This is a genomic window from Microvirga calopogonii (assembly GCF_003347665.1).
GTDB classification, from domain to species: Bacteria; Pseudomonadota; Alphaproteobacteria; order Rhizobiales; family Beijerinckiaceae; genus Microvirga; species Microvirga calopogonii.
Genome location: NZ_QDGA01000005.1, coordinates 164,044 through 176,751, shown reverse-complemented (window position 1 = coordinate 176,751; position 12,708 = coordinate 164,044). Strand labels below are relative to the sequence as shown.

Below are 12,708 nucleotides of genomic sequence, written 5' to 3'. Positions count from 1 at the left end.
CCGGCGCGGGACATCGTTTGGTACGATGCTCTAATGCAGCATCAGATGATGCGGCGACAGGTTCTCCAGCATGTCCCGCAGATCATCCATGTGCGGGTTGATGGACAGGGCGATCTGGAACGCGGCACGGGCCTCGTTGAGATGGCCGTTGCGCAGGCAGATGTTGCCGAAGCCGGCGATGGCGCCGAAATGGCGCGGCTCCAACTGCAGGGTCTGGGCGATGTCGCGCAGGCTGTCGGCGTCGCGCTTCTCGATGGAGGCGAGCGTCGCCCGCTTGTTCCAGGCTTCCGCCCAATCCGGATGCTTGGTGACGAGATGGTCGAGCAGGGGCCGGGCAGTCTTGAGCGAGCCCGAGCCTATGGCCTCCACGGCCGCCATCAGGGTCTCCTCGGCCAGCCGATCCTCATGCGATCCCCACAGGGCCCAGATCTGGTCCTCGATGTCCTCGACCGGACGCGTCGGTTCGGGCAGAGCCAGTTCCTTGAAGAGCCCCGTCAGGCGGCGCGGCAGATCGGGGCTCGGCGTTCGGGTTGGAACCTCGAGGACCGTTTGGAAGACCGTATCGAGCGGCAGAGGAGACGTCATAGACAGACTTGCGATCCTCCGTGAAAGGCACAAGAGCGGGAATCCAAGGGGAGTGACATAGCGTTGAAGCGCGGCGCGGCGAGAGGACAAACCGGCAAAGTTTGAGGCGCTCCGTGATGGGCACGGCCTGTTTCTCTCACCGCTCCGGACTTGATCCGGGGCGAATGCCCGTGAGGAAAGGGAACGGCAAGGCCTCCTGCTGCAAACTGCTTTGGTGATAGAAGAGCATCAAGCACAGCCTGGAAGCCAACGCCCGTGAGAAACATCGATCCCCTTGCGCCTTCGCAGAAAGCCTCGCGTCCTGCGATCCTTGGCTGGCTGCTGTTCGACTGGGCCTGCCAACCCTTCTTTACCCTGATCACCACCTTCGTGTTCGCGCCCTATTTCGCCTCGGCGCTCGCGCCCGATCCCGTGAGCGGGCAGAGCCTCTGGGGTTATGCGACCGCTGCCGCCGGGCTCGTTCTGGCCTTTCTCTCGCCTGTCCTCGGCTCCATCGCCGACGCGACGGGTCCCAAGAAGCCCTGGATCGCTTGCTGCGGCCTGGTCCTGTTCATCGCGTCCTTCGCCCTGTGGTACGCGGCGCCGGGGCAGCCCTTCGCCATTGCGGTAGCCCTCGTCGGCTTCGCCTTCGGGACCGTCGCCGTGGAGGTCGCGGCAGTGTTCAACAACGCCATGATCCCGCATCTTGTGCCGCCGGAACGCTACGGCCGCCTCTCGGGCACCGGCTGGGCGATGGGTTACCTGGGCGGTCTGGTGTCGCTCGTAGTCGTGCTGGGTTTCCTGGCCGCCGATCCGACGACCATGAAGACGGTCTTCGGCCTCGATCCCCTGTTCGGCCTCGATCCGGCGACGCGCGAGGGCGACCGGATCACGGGCCCGTTCTCGGCCGTGTGGTTCCTCGTCTTCGTGCTGCCCCTCTTCCTCGTCACGCCCGATATCCCGCGTTCGGGAATGAGCCTCGGGCAAGCAGCGCGGCAGGGAATCGATCGGGTGCGGAGCACCATCGCGGATGCGCGACGCCACGAGAGCGTCGGCCGCTTTCTCGTCGCCAACATGGTCTATCAGGACGCCCTGGTGGCGCTCTTCGCCTTCGGGGGCATCTACGGGGCCGGCGTGTTCGGCTGGCAGGCCATCGAGCTCGGCATCTTCGGCATCCTGCTCACGATCACCGGCACCCTCGGGGCGCTGATCGGCGGACGGCTCGACGACCGCATCGGGGCAAAGCCCGTGATCCTCGGGGCGATCCTGATCCTCGCCCTGGTCTGCGTCGGCGTTCTCTCGCTCGGGCGCGAGCATATCCTGTTCGTTGTGCCGACTTCGCCGTCCACGCCCAATGACGGCCTCTACGGCTCCGCGCCCGAAAAGCTGTTCGTGCTGCTCGGCCTCGTCATCGGGGCCGTGGCGGGACCGCTCCAGGCCTCCTCGCGCAGCCTGCTGGCGCGGCTCGTCCCGGCCCGGGAAGCGGGCCGCTATTTCGGCCTTCTGGCCCTGTCGGGAAAGGTCACGTCCTTCCTGGCGCCGCTCGCGGTCGCGGTGGCGACGGCCGTGTTCCAGACGCAGGCCGCGGGGCCGGCGGTGCTGATCCTGTTCCTGCTCGTAGGGTTCTGGCTCTTGAGCGGCGTGAAGCGGGTGTGAGCGCGGTTCACTCCAACGTCACCGCCGTGCCGCTGACCGAGACCATCATCATGCCCTCGTTCTTGCCGAGGGCACCGTAATCGAGGTGAACGCCCACGATGGCATGGGCGCCGAGGCGCTGCGCCTCTTCGATCATCTCCTGCAGGGCCGTATCGCGCCCGTCGCGCAGCACACGCTCGTAAGACCCGGCCCGTCCGCCGACCACGTCGCGGATCGACGCGAAGAAATCGCGGAACACGTTGGCGCCTAAAATCGCCTCGCCCGAAACGATGCCGCGATAGGAGGCGATGCGGCGGCCTTCGATGCTCGGCGTGGTGGTGATAATCATGAGCGTCTCCTTCTGCTCCGCTTCATATGGGAAGGGACGGGAGGAACGTCACCGCCTTATCGTGGATCCCTTCCCGCACTTCGTGCGGCGGGATGACAGCAGCCACGTCATGGCCGGCCTTGTGCCGGCCATCCCGATTGCTTGGAGCGCTGCACCTTTCCAATCGAGATCACCGGGACGAGCCCGGTGATGACGTGAAGAGGAGAGCGTGCTTACGGGCACGGGTTGCAGTGTTCGACGTGGATCGCGTTGATGCGCTCTTCCAGCTCCGGCGTGATCGTCACGTCGATGGAGGCAATGTCCGTCTTCAGCTGCTCCATCGAGGTCGCGCCGATGATGTTCGACGTGAGGAACGGGCGGGAATTGACGAAGGCCAGCGCCATCTGGGCCGGATCCAGGCCGAACTCCTTCGCGAGCGCGATGTACTTGCGGATCGCAGCCTCGGCGGTGGGATTCTCGTAGCGCTGGCCGCGATTGAACAGGGTCGTGCGCGTTCCGGCGGGCCGTGCCCCGTCGAGGTACTTGCCCGTGAGATACCCTTGAGCCAGCGGCGAATAGGCGAGCAGGCTCACGTTCTCGCGCATGGAGACCTCCGCCAGGGCCACCTCATAGGTGCGGTTGAGGAGGTTGTAGGCGTTCTGCACCGACTGCACCCGGGCCTGTCCCTTGGCATCCGCGTGCTTGAGGAACGTCATGGTGCCCCAGGCGCTCTCGTTGGAGAGGCCGAAATGGCGGATCTTCCCGGCCTTCACCAGGTCGGTCATGATCTCGACCGTCTCGTCGATGGGATGGGAGTTCCCTTCCTGGTGGCGGTAGATCGTCGGGTTCGAGCCCCAGGGCATGGGGCGGTCGGGCCAGTGGATCTGATAGAGGTCGATGTAGTCGGTCTGGAGCCGCTTCAGGCTCTTGTTCACCGCCTCCTCGACCTGGGCGCGCGAGAGCTCGCCCTTGGAGCCGTCATCCCGGAACCAGGTGCTGTCGGAGCGGCCGATCACCTTGGTGGCGAGGATCACCTTGTCGCGGCTGCCCCGGGCCTTGAACCAGGAGCCGATGAACCGCTCGGTGGAGCCCTGCGTCTCGGGACGGGGCGGGATCGAATAGAGCTCGGCCGTGTCGAAGAAGTTGATGCCCTGGTCGAGGGCGTAGTCCATCTGCGCATGGCCTTCGGCCTCTGTGTTCTGCTGGCCCCAGGTCATGGTGCCGAGGCAGATGAGGCTGACATTGAGGTCCGTGCGACCGAGGCGGCGGTATTCCATGAGGTAAGCTCCTCGCGGCGAAATGATCCACCGCGTTCAGGCAAGAATGAGGCGCTGAAAGGACTCAGCGTTGGGCAAGGCGGGCGAGAAAGCTCTCGACGCTGGGCAGGATGCGCTCGACGATGACCTCGACGCCCTTGGCCGTCGGGTGCAGCCCGTCGGGCAGGTTGAGGGACCGGTCGCCGGCGACTCCGTCCAGGAAGAAGGGATAGAGCACAAGGTCGTGCTTCTTCGCAATGTCCGGATAGATGCTGTCGAATTTCTGCACATAATCCGGCCCGAGATTGCGCGAGGCATACATGCCCGCGAGCATCACCGGAATGTTGCGGCTTTTGAGCCGCTCGACGATGGCCTCCAGGTTCCTGCGGGTCCCGGCCGGGTCGAGGCCGCGCAGCATGTCGTTGGCACCGAGTTCCAGGATCACCCCGTCGGTACCGTCGGGCACGGACCAGTCGAGCCGGTCGAGGCCGCCGGAGGAGGTGTCGCCGGAGACACCCGCATTGGCGACTTCCACGTTGTGGCCCTTGGCCTTCAGCGCCTTTTCCAGCACGACCGGGAAGGCCGCCTCCTGCGGCAGGTTGTAGCCGGCGCTCAGGCTGTCGCCCAGCGCCACGAGTCGGATCGGCTTGGCTTGAGCATGGGCCGGAAGAGTGGCGACCAGGGCGGCCAGGGTCGCCGCACACGCAAAAATGATCGTCATGAATGGGCCGGATTGGCGCTTCATCGATAGGCTTCCCATCTAGGCAGAACTACACAGACGTCTTCGACAGTTTCCAACAGATCGGGTGAATGGGTATGCAGGACAAGGCCATCGCGCTGCACGATGTCGATTTGAGCCTCGGGCGCGGAGCTGCGCGGGTGCATATTCTCAAGGGCATCTCCCTCGAAGTCGCCCGGGGCGAGGCGGTCGGGCTCATCGGCCCCTCGGGCTCGGGCAAGTCGACCCTGCTCATGACCATGGCCGGTCTCGAGCGCCCCGATTCGGGCAAGGTGATTGTCGACGGCACCGACCTGTCAGGTCTGGACGAGGATGCGCTCGCCCGTTTCCGCGGGCGGCGGATCGGCATCGTGTTCCAGTCCTTCCACCTTGTCCCCACCATGACGGCCCTGGAGAACGTGGCCCTGCCCCTGGAGCTCGCGGGCGAGAACGACGCCTTCGAGCGGGCCGAGGCCGAGCTGCAATCGGTGGGCCTGAGCCATCGCCTGCACCATTATCCGGCGCAATTGTCGGGCGGCGAGCAGCAGCGCGTGGCCATCGCCCGCGCAATCGTGCCCAATCCGGCGATCCTCGTGGCGGACGAACCCACCGGCAATCTCGACGAGACGACCGGCCAGTCCATCGTCGACCTGCTCTTCGCCCTGAAGCGCGACCGGGGCGCGACCCTGGTTCTCGTGACCCACGATCTCGCCCTCGCCCGCCTCTGCGACCGCATGGTGCGCCTGCGCTCCGGGCAGGTCGAGACCGGCGCGGCCTCGGCCGTAGCGTGAGGGACGTTCAGTCATGCACGGCTCCCTTCCCGCCACGCCCCAGCGGCACCCCGCATCCCCGTCGCAGCTGCCCCTCCTGCTGCGCCTCGCCTTCCGTGAATTGCGCGGGGGTTTGAAAGGCTTCGGCATCTTTCTCGCCTGCATCGCGCTCGGCGTCGCGGCCATCGCCAGCGTCTCGTCCCTGTCCCGTTCGCTCACGGAAGGCATCTCCCGCGAGGGCCGGCGGATCCTGGGTGGCGACATGGCCTTCTCCCTGCTCCAGCGGGAGGCAGGAGCACCCGAGCGGGCGTTCCTCGAATCCAATGGCCGGGTGAATGTGATCGCCACCATGCGGGCCATGGCGGTGGCCGGAGAGAAGGGCTCGGGGCTGGTGGAGATGAAGGCGGTCGACGGGGGCTATCCCACGGTCGGCGCGCTCGAAACCGATCCGCCCCTGCCCCCAGCCGACCTTTTCGCCGAGAGGAACGGCGCCTTTGGAGCCGCCGTCGATCCGGCGCTCCTCGCGCGCCTCGACCTGAAGGTGGGCGACCGGGTGACGGTCGGCGCCGCCAACGTGGAATTGCGGGCGGGCCTCGTCTCCGAGCCCGACAAGATCGCGGACGGCATCGGGTTCGGCCCTCGGCTCCTGCTCTCGCAGGAGGCGCTGAAGGCCACCGGCCTCGTCCAGCCCGGCAGCCTGGTGCGCTGGACCTACCGGCTGACCCTGCCGCCGGAGCTTTCGACAGAACAGGGCCTGACGCAGATCGAAGCCGAGGCGAACCGTGTCCTGCCGGAGGCCGGCTGGAACATCCGCACGCGCCTCAACGCCGATCCGCGCTTTGCCCGCAACATCGAGCGTTTCACGCAATTCCTCACCCTGGTCGGCCTCACAGCACTTCTCGTGGGCGGCGTCGGCGTCGCCAATGCGGTGCGGGGCTTCGTCGACCGCAAGCGCGCCTCGATCGCCACGCTCAAGAGCCTCGGCGCTCCGGGCGGGCAGGTGGTGCTGCTCTACCTCACGCAGGTGATGCTGATCGCGCTCGTGGGCATCGCCATCGGCCTGGCCTTCGGGGCCGTGCTGCCCTTCGTGGTCACCGGGCTCTTCGGCCATCTCCTGCCGATCCCCATCGCGCCGACGCTTGCCTGGAGCGAACTCGGCATCGCGCTCCTCTACGGGGTTCTCACGGCCCTCGTCTTCGCGCTCGCTCCCTTAGGGAGAGCCCACGACGTGCCGGTGTCGGGGCTCTTCCGGGACCAGATCGACCCGGAGCGGCGCTGGCCGCGCAAGCGCTATCTGACGGCGCTCGTCCTGTCTGTGACGGCCCTCGTGGGCCTATCGCTGCTCGCAGCTTACGACCGGCGGATCGCCCTCATGTTCGTGGGCGCGGCCGCCGGTTCCTTCCTGCTCCTGCGCCTCGTGGCGATGGGGATCATGGCGCTCGCCCGCCGCCTGCCGCGCCCCCGCCGGACGGCACCGCGGCTGGCGCTTGCCAATATCCACCGGCCCGGCGCGCTCACGCCGTCGCTCGTGCTTTCCCTGGGCCTCGGCATCACGCTTCTCGTGACGCTCGCGGTCATCGACACCAACCTGACGCGCCAGCTCACGCAGAGCCTGCCGGAACGGGCGCCGAGCTTCTTCTTCCTCGACATCCCCAACCAGCAGGCGGATGCCTTCGAGGGATTCCTGAAGGGCCAGGCACCGGAGGCCCATATCGAGCGCGTACCGATGATGCGCGGGCGCCTCGTGACCCTCGGCGGACGGCCCGTGGCCGACGTCAAGGCGCCTGAGGACATCTCATGGGTGCTGGAGGGTGACCGCGGCATCACCTACGCGACCAAGCCGCCGGAAGGCTCGAAGGTGGTGCAGGGCGAGTGGTGGCCTGAAGGCTATCGCGGCAAGCCGCTCGTCTCCTTCGACCGCAAGATTGCAGAAGGCCTAGGGCTGAAGATCGGCGACGAGATCACCGTCAATGTGCTCGGGCGCAACATCAGCGCGACCATCGCCAACCTGCGCGAGATCGAGTGGCGCTCCATGGGCATCAACTTCGTGATGGTGTTCTCGCCCAATGCCTTCGCGGGTGCGCCGCACACGCATCTGGCCACCGTCACCTTCCCGAACGGCTCGGACGCGGCGCTCGACGCCCGGATCCTGCGGAGCTCCGCCCAAGCCTATCCCATGGTCACGAGCGTGCGGGTGAAGGATGCCCTGGAGGCGGTGAACGACGTGGTCTCGCAGCTCGTCATGGCGATCCGGGGTGCGAGCTCCATCGCGCTGATCGCGAGCCTCCTGGTCTTGGCCGGGGCGCTTGCCGCCGGTCACCGGGCGCGTCTTTACGATGCGGTGGTGCTGAAGACCCTGGGTGCGACCCGGGCCCGGCTGATTGCGGCCTACGCGCTCGAATATGGTCTTCTCGGCCTCGCCACGGCTTTGTTCGGGCTGCTGGCGGGAACGCTTGCGGCTTACTTCATCATCACCCGCGTGATGTCGCTAAGCTTTACTTTAGATTTGTCCGGCGCCGTCCTGGCCTCTGCATTGGCCGTTCTGGTGAGCGTGGGTTTAGGCCTGATGGGGACTTGGCGGATCCTCAGTCAAAAACCCGCCCTCTACTTGAGAAATCTGTAAAGCTCCGACCTGGCGGCGGCGTTATAAATTAGCGCATGAATCGAAATGAGGAGCAGCAGCATCTCTGCTCCTCATTTTTCTTGCATCACGAAGATTTGAAGCTTGGCGTTGCCCCTTGCGCAACGCAGGCCGCCCTCTCATATTTTGCATGTCGCCGGCATTCCCGGCGGCCGATGGCTGACTTCTCAGCCTTTCGAGGAAACACACGGGACACCGCGAGAAAGGACTCCGATGCAACCGTATGAGCAAAACCAAAACGCCTATGGCACCGGCTTTGCCCGGACGGCGGCACAGGTCGACCAGGGCCTGCGCGCCTTCATGCTCGGCGTCTACAACAACATGGTCCTGGGCCTTGCCATCTCGGCCCTGGTCGCACTCGGCGTGAACATGCTCGCCACCACGAGCGATCCGTCTCAGGCGGTCGCCCGCATCGGCAGCGTCGGCCTGACCCAGTTCGGTGTGACGCTCTACACCTCGCCGCTGATGTGGATCGTGGCGCTGGCGCCTCTGGCCTTCATCTTCTTCTTCTCGTTCCGCATGGAGCGGATGACGGCGGCCTCGGCCCGCGGCACCTTCTTCGCCTTCGCGGCGGTGATGGGCGCCTCGCTCTCGACGCTTCTCATCCGCTACACGGGCGCGAGCGTCGTGCAGGTGTTCTTCATCACGGCGGCGGCCTTCGGCTCGCTGTCCCTGTGGGGCTACACCACGAACCGTAGCCTGTCGGGCATGGGCTCGTTCCTGATCATGGGTCTCGTCGGCCTGATCCTCGCCTCGATCGTGAACATCTTCGTCGCGTCGAGCGCTCTTCAGTTCGGCATTTCCGTGATCGGCGTCCTGATCTTCGCCGGCCTGACGGCTTACGACACGCAGAAGCTCAAGGAGATGTACCTCTACGGCAACTTCGATAGCGAAGCCGCCGGCAAGGCCTCCGTGTTCGGCGCCCTGACGCTCTACCTGGACTTCATCAACATGTTCCAGTTCCTCCTCGCTCTCGTGGGCAACCGCAACGAGTAAGGACGAGCGGATCGAACGATCCCGAGCCCCGGCCGAAAGGCCGGGGCTTTTGTTTGTGATCAGACCTGTGCCGAGCGGTACCCGAACCATGCGCTCGCGGCGGCGGCCGCGGCGCAGATCAGGGTCACCAGCCCGAAGCCGCCGATCATGGCCGTGGCATAGATTTCCCCCGCTGCGGCCGTCGGCAGTCCCGCCGTCGCCGGCCGGGCGCCGAAACTGGCCTGTGCGAAGAGATCCGCCATCTCCGGTTTCGCCCAAGCGGCTGCCTGTCGGAATCCCACGGTGGCGACGACGCCGAGCCCCGCAACGGCGATGAGCCCCGCGACGCGCGAAATCGCGTTGTTGACGCCGGAGGCCACACCGATGCGCTCGTCCGGGACCGCGTTCATCACCGTGGTCGAGAGCGGCGCAACCGTGATGCCCATGCCGAGCCCCATGAGGGCCATGACCGGAACGACCGCGACCCAATAGCCGCCATGCAGGACGGCCGGAGCCAGAAGCGCGAAACTCAAGCCCGTGACCAGAGGCCCCACGGTCAGGAGCAGGCGGGTGCCGAACCGGTCCGCCATCGCACCGCCGAGGCGGGAGAGCACGGCCATGACCAGGGTGAAGGGCAGGAACACCGAGCCTGCCTTCGCGGCCGAATAGCCATGGGCCTCGATCAGCGCGGTGGGCAGGAAGAACAACGCGCCTCCAAGGGCGAAATAGAGCAGCAGGGTCAGGGCGTTGACGTTGGCGAAGGCGGAGACGCGAAACAGGTCGAGCGGCATCATGGGGGCCCGGCATCTCTTCTCGTGACGGAGGAACAGGCCGAGGAGCGCCAAGCCGGCGAGCATCAGCAGGATGGCGACGATCCGGTGGCTCTCCCGGTCGCCGAGGGCCGTCAGCCCATAGGCGACGAGACCGAGCGCCATGACGGCAAGGGCCGCGCCGCGCCAGTCCATGCCCGCCTGCGCCGTCACGGGACTTTCAGGCACCTGCTTCCAGCACAGCCAGAGCGCCAGCGCGGCGACGGGCACATTGATCCAGAAGATCGCCTGCCACGGGCCGATATCGATGAGCCAGCCGCCGAGGATCGGCCCGAGCGCCGCCGCGATGGCGGAGGCGGCCGCCCAGGTGCCGATCGCCTTGCCCCGCGCCTCCTTGGGGAAATGAGCGCTGATCAGGGCGAGCGATCCCGGCACCAGCAGGGCGCCGCCGATGCCCTGGAAGGCGCGGGCGGCGATCAACATCCCGGCCGACCCGGAAAGCCCGCACCACAGGGAGGTCAGGCCGAAGCAGGCGATGCCGATCATGAAGATTCGCCTGAGGCCATAGGTATCCCCGGCTGCCCCGCCCAGCAGCAGGAAGGCGGAGAGCGTCAGCGCATAGGCGTTGGTGATCCATTGCATTTCGGACAGGGATGCCTGCAGGCTCGCGCGCATCTGCGGGATCGCCACCGTCACGATGGCGCCGTCTGCAAAGACCATGCTGGAGGCCAGGATGGCGGTCCAGACCACAGTGGTTTGCGTCCTGCCTGGGCTGAACTCGCTCATGCTCGGGCCTTTCCGATGATGCATCATGGTAGGCCAAAAGAGAGGTGAAAAGACAGTCTTCCCAGGCCGGAAGGCTGTTCCCTGGCACGCCTTGGATGATCTAAAAAGCGGCATGAGCATTCTCGTCCGTCCGTCTGCCGAATCCGATCTCGATGCCGTGACAGTCATCTATGCCCATGCGGTGATGCATGGCACGGCCTCCTTCGAGCTCGATCCGCCCGACAGGGCCGAGATGGCGCGCCGCCGGACCGCAATCCTCGAGGGCGGCTATCCCTATCTCGTGGCGGAAAAGGACGGCGTGATCCTCGGATACGCCTATGCGGGCGCCTACCGGACGCGCCCGGCCTATCGCTCGACGGTGGAGGATTCGATCTACGTCGCCCCGTCCGCCCAGGGCCAAGGCGTCGGGCGCCTGCTGCTCGCCGCGCTCATCGAGGAGTGCGAGAAGCGGGATTTCCGTCTCATGGTGGCGGTCATCGGCGACGAGGAATCGAAAGGCTCCATCGGCCTCCACCGCAGCCTGGGCTTCGAGCCCGTCGGCATTCTCAAGGGCATCGGCTACAAGCACGGACGCTGGCTCTCCACCGTGCTGATGCAGCGTCCCCTCGGACGCGGAGTGGCCGAGCCGCCGACGCGGCCGGTCTGATCAGCTTCGCGCGCGGGCCGCGGCTCTCGTTCCCAGGAGAAGGGCCAATCCCGCCAGGGCCGCGACGCCCAGAGCGGTGCTGGTTCGGCGCGCCGAAAAAGGCAGGCCATTCCGCTCGCGCCAGCCGCCGCTCACACCACGGCCTTGCGGAATGGGCTGAAGCAGCGCTCCTTCTCTACGCGGCTCCGGCGGCGCTCGCCGAAGGGCCCGGCGCATCGCCACGCCCATCAGGTGTTCCGTCGGGCCGGGTGCCACCGCATAGGCGACCTGCGCCGCCCGGGCCGGCCATCCGACCGCAGCTTCGTCACGCGGCCAGCGCACGAGGGAAACGAAGGTTTCGGCCACATCCTCCGGCGCGTAGACGAGCGGTCCCAGGTTGAGCCGCCGGCCCGAGACATTCGCTCCATGCTCGAAGCCGGGCGTGTCGATAATGGCCGGGAACACGCCGCAGACATGGATACCCGGATGATCCCCCAGCTCCTGGCGCAGGCTGGCCGTGAATCCCCGCAGGGCGAACTTGGAGGCGGTGTAGGCCGCGGCAAAGGGGCTCGGCGCCCAGCCTCCGAGCGAAATATTGTTGATGAGAACGCCATGGCCTTGGCGGAGAAAGATCGGCAGAACCGCATAGGCACCATGCATGGCGCCAAACAGGTTCACCTCGACCGTGCGGCGGTGGAGGGCGATGTCCGCATCCTGGTAGGGACCGAACACGCCCGTTCCCGCATTGTTGATCCAGACGTCGATGGTGCCGAAGGCCCTCTGAGCCGCTTGGGCAAGGTGACCGACGGCCGCCGCATCGGTCACGTCGGTCGGGACGGCAACGGCTCGTGCCCCCAGGTCCCGACATTCATGCGCCACTTCCTCGATCAGCTCCGCCCGGCGTGCCGCAAGCGTCAGATGAGCGCCGCGTCTGGCGAATGCCAGCGCGGCGGCGCGTCCGATGCCACTCGACGCGCCTGTGATGACGACGGAAAGGCCAGTCAGGTCGCGCGCCATGAATACCCCCTTGCTGCCGCTGTGATCGGGCCGCGCATCGAGCCGGCCCGGCTGCAGAGGCATCATTCCTGCAACGCGATGAGCGAGAGGGCGTTCCGGTTCCGATCGGTCGCTTAAGCCGACACGACTTTCGGCCTGTCGAGCACCCGCAGCACGCGGGCGAGCTCGTGCCCGCGCTTGAGAATCAGGCCCGTCGAGACGATGACCGAATAGGCGCCCTGCTTCTTGGCAAGCTTCGGGTCCTTCTCGATCCGGTAGAGGGGCATTTCGGACGTGCGCCGGAAAATGGAAAAGACGGCCTTATCGGGCAGGAAATCGATGGCATAGTCGCGCCATTCGCCGGCGGCGACCATGCGGCCGTAGAGGTTGAGAATGGCCTGCAACTCGGCACGGTCGAAGGAAACCTGTTTCGGCGCGGCGGGGAAAGGAACGATGTGGGCCGAACCCTGCACCGAGCCGCCGCGCAACGGCTCCGCGATGTCACCTTCGCTCATGAAGCCTCCAATCACTGATCAACATATCCTGATGATGGGCTTCGGCGGCTAAGGGATCAACCCATGACGACACATTGAATCACGGGTTCTTTAGCGCATCGTGCGGACCCAGAGGGCCGCGTCGGTGAA

General features: G+C 66.3%; 12 protein-coding genes. 5 read left to right on the top strand and 7 right to left on the bottom strand.

Translation table 11 applies throughout. The features are described 5' to 3' along the window. Positions 1-30 precede the first annotated feature (30 nt). A complete protein-coding gene (locus DDF70_RS07795) occupies positions 31-585 on the bottom strand; it encodes a tetratricopeptide repeat protein (protein ID WP_114944292.1) in 555 nt (184 codons plus the stop codon). 255 nt (positions 586-840) lie between these two features. Between DDF70_RS07795 and DDF70_RS07790 the strand changes: the two genes are divergently transcribed. Then, the gene (locus DDF70_RS07790; protein ID WP_114944291.1) at positions 841-2,220 is read left to right on the top strand and encodes an MFS transporter; all 1,380 of its coding nucleotides are present in this window, start codon (positions 841-843) and stop codon (positions 2,218-2,220) included. A 7-nt stretch (positions 2,221-2,227) separates the two neighbouring features. On the opposite strand, the gene DDF70_RS07785 is transcribed toward DDF70_RS07790, so the two are convergent. From DDF70_RS07785 to DDF70_RS07775, 3 genes are all read right to left on the bottom strand, one after another. Next, positions 2,228-2,548, bottom strand: a complete 321-nt coding sequence (locus DDF70_RS07785) for a heavy metal-binding domain-containing protein (protein WP_009493654.1) — start codon at positions 2,546-2,548, stop codon at positions 2,228-2,230. A gap of 212 nt (positions 2,549-2,760) precedes the next feature. Next, positions 2,761-3,804, bottom strand: a complete 1,044-nt coding sequence (locus DDF70_RS07780; RefSeq protein ID WP_114944290.1) for an aldo/keto reductase — start codon at positions 3,802-3,804, stop codon at positions 2,761-2,763. 64 nt (positions 3,805-3,868) lie between these two features. Then, complete coding sequence (locus DDF70_RS07775) at positions 3,869-4,528, bottom strand: arylesterase (protein ID WP_114944289.1); 660 nt, start codon at positions 4,526-4,528, stop codon at positions 3,869-3,871. Positions 4,529-4,593: 65 nt separating this feature from the next. Here DDF70_RS07775 and DDF70_RS07770 point away from each other — a divergent pair, with 65 nt between their 5' ends. The 3 genes from DDF70_RS07770 (at position 4,594) to DDF70_RS07760 (ending at position 8,908) form a co-directional block, all read left to right on the top strand. Continuing rightward, positions 4,594-5,292, top strand: a complete 699-nt coding sequence (locus tag DDF70_RS07770; protein WP_425374059.1) for an ABC transporter ATP-binding protein — start codon at positions 4,594-4,596, stop codon at positions 5,290-5,292. 13 nt (positions 5,293-5,305) lie between these two features. Next, positions 5,306-7,894: an ABC transporter permease gene (locus DDF70_RS07765; RefSeq protein ID WP_114944287.1), complete on the top strand. Its 2,589-nt coding sequence runs from the start codon at positions 5,306-5,308 to the stop codon at positions 7,892-7,894. A 231-nt stretch (positions 7,895-8,125) separates the two neighbouring features. Beyond that, the gene (locus DDF70_RS07760; protein ID WP_114944286.1) at positions 8,126-8,908 is read left to right on the top strand and encodes a Bax inhibitor-1/YccA family protein; all 783 of its coding nucleotides are present in this window, start codon (positions 8,126-8,128) and stop codon (positions 8,906-8,908) included. 59 nt (positions 8,909-8,967) lie between these two features. On the opposite strand, the gene DDF70_RS07755 is transcribed toward DDF70_RS07760, so the two are convergent. Further along, positions 8,968-10,443 carry an MFS transporter gene (locus DDF70_RS07755; RefSeq protein WP_114944318.1) on the bottom strand — a complete coding sequence of 492 codons (1,476 nt, stop codon included), beginning with the start codon at positions 10,441-10,443 and terminating at the stop codon, positions 8,968-8,970. Positions 10,444-10,555: 112 nt separating this feature from the next. Between DDF70_RS07755 and DDF70_RS07750 the strand changes: the two genes are divergently transcribed. After that, the gene (locus DDF70_RS07750) at positions 10,556-11,089 is read left to right on the top strand and encodes a GNAT family N-acetyltransferase (RefSeq protein WP_114944285.1); all 534 of its coding nucleotides are present in this window, start codon (positions 10,556-10,558) and stop codon (positions 11,087-11,089) included. On the opposite strand, the gene DDF70_RS07745 is transcribed toward DDF70_RS07750, so the two are convergent. Beyond that, positions 11,090-12,085: an SDR family oxidoreductase gene (locus tag DDF70_RS07745; protein ID WP_245435404.1), complete on the bottom strand. Its 996-nt coding sequence runs from the start codon at positions 12,083-12,085 to the stop codon at positions 11,090-11,092. It abuts the gene before it with no gap. A gap of 113 nt (positions 12,086-12,198) precedes the next feature. Continuing rightward, positions 12,199-12,579: a DUF2794 domain-containing protein gene (locus DDF70_RS07740; RefSeq protein WP_114944284.1), complete on the bottom strand. Its 381-nt coding sequence runs from the start codon at positions 12,577-12,579 to the stop codon at positions 12,199-12,201. Positions 12,580-12,708: the final 129 nt, after the last annotated feature.

What these genes read in the sequence shown, in the direction of transcription:
- DDF70_RS07795 (WP_114944292.1), bottom strand. Translation starts at nt 585, where the DNA reads ATGACGTCTCCTCTGCCGCTCGATACGGTCTTCCAAACGGTCCTCGAG.
- DDF70_RS07785 (WP_009493654.1), bottom strand. Translation starts at nt 2,548, where the DNA reads ATGATTATCACCACCACGCCGAGCATCGAAGGCCGCCGCATCGCCTCC.
- DDF70_RS07780 (WP_114944290.1), bottom strand. Translation starts at nt 3,804, where the DNA reads ATGGAATACCGCCGCCTCGGTCGCACGGACCTCAATGTCAGCCTCATC.
- DDF70_RS07775 (WP_114944289.1), bottom strand. Translation starts at nt 4,528, where the DNA reads ATGAAGCGCCAATCCGGCCCATTCATGACGATCATTTTTGCGTGTGCG.
- DDF70_RS07770 (WP_425374059.1), top strand. Translation starts at nt 4,594, where the DNA reads ATGGGTATGCAGGACAAGGCCATCGCGCTGCACGATGTCGATTTGAGC.
- DDF70_RS07765 (WP_114944287.1), top strand. Translation starts at nt 5,306, where the DNA reads ATGCACGGCTCCCTTCCCGCCACGCCCCAGCGGCACCCCGCATCCCCG.
- DDF70_RS07760 (WP_114944286.1), top strand. Translation starts at nt 8,126, where the DNA reads ATGCAACCGTATGAGCAAAACCAAAACGCCTATGGCACCGGCTTTGCC.
- DDF70_RS07755 (WP_114944318.1), bottom strand. Translation starts at nt 10,443, where the DNA reads ATGAGCGAGTTCAGCCCAGGCAGGACGCAAACCACTGTGGTCTGGACC.
- DDF70_RS07750 (WP_114944285.1), top strand. Translation starts at nt 10,556, where the DNA reads ATGAGCATTCTCGTCCGTCCGTCTGCCGAATCCGATCTCGATGCCGTG.
- DDF70_RS07745 (WP_245435404.1), bottom strand. Translation starts at nt 12,085, where the DNA reads ATGGCGCGCGACCTGACTGGCCTTTCCGTCGTCATCACAGGCGCGTCG.
- DDF70_RS07740 (WP_114944284.1), bottom strand. Translation starts at nt 12,579, where the DNA reads ATGAGCGAAGGTGACATCGCGGAGCCGTTGCGCGGCGGCTCGGTGCAG.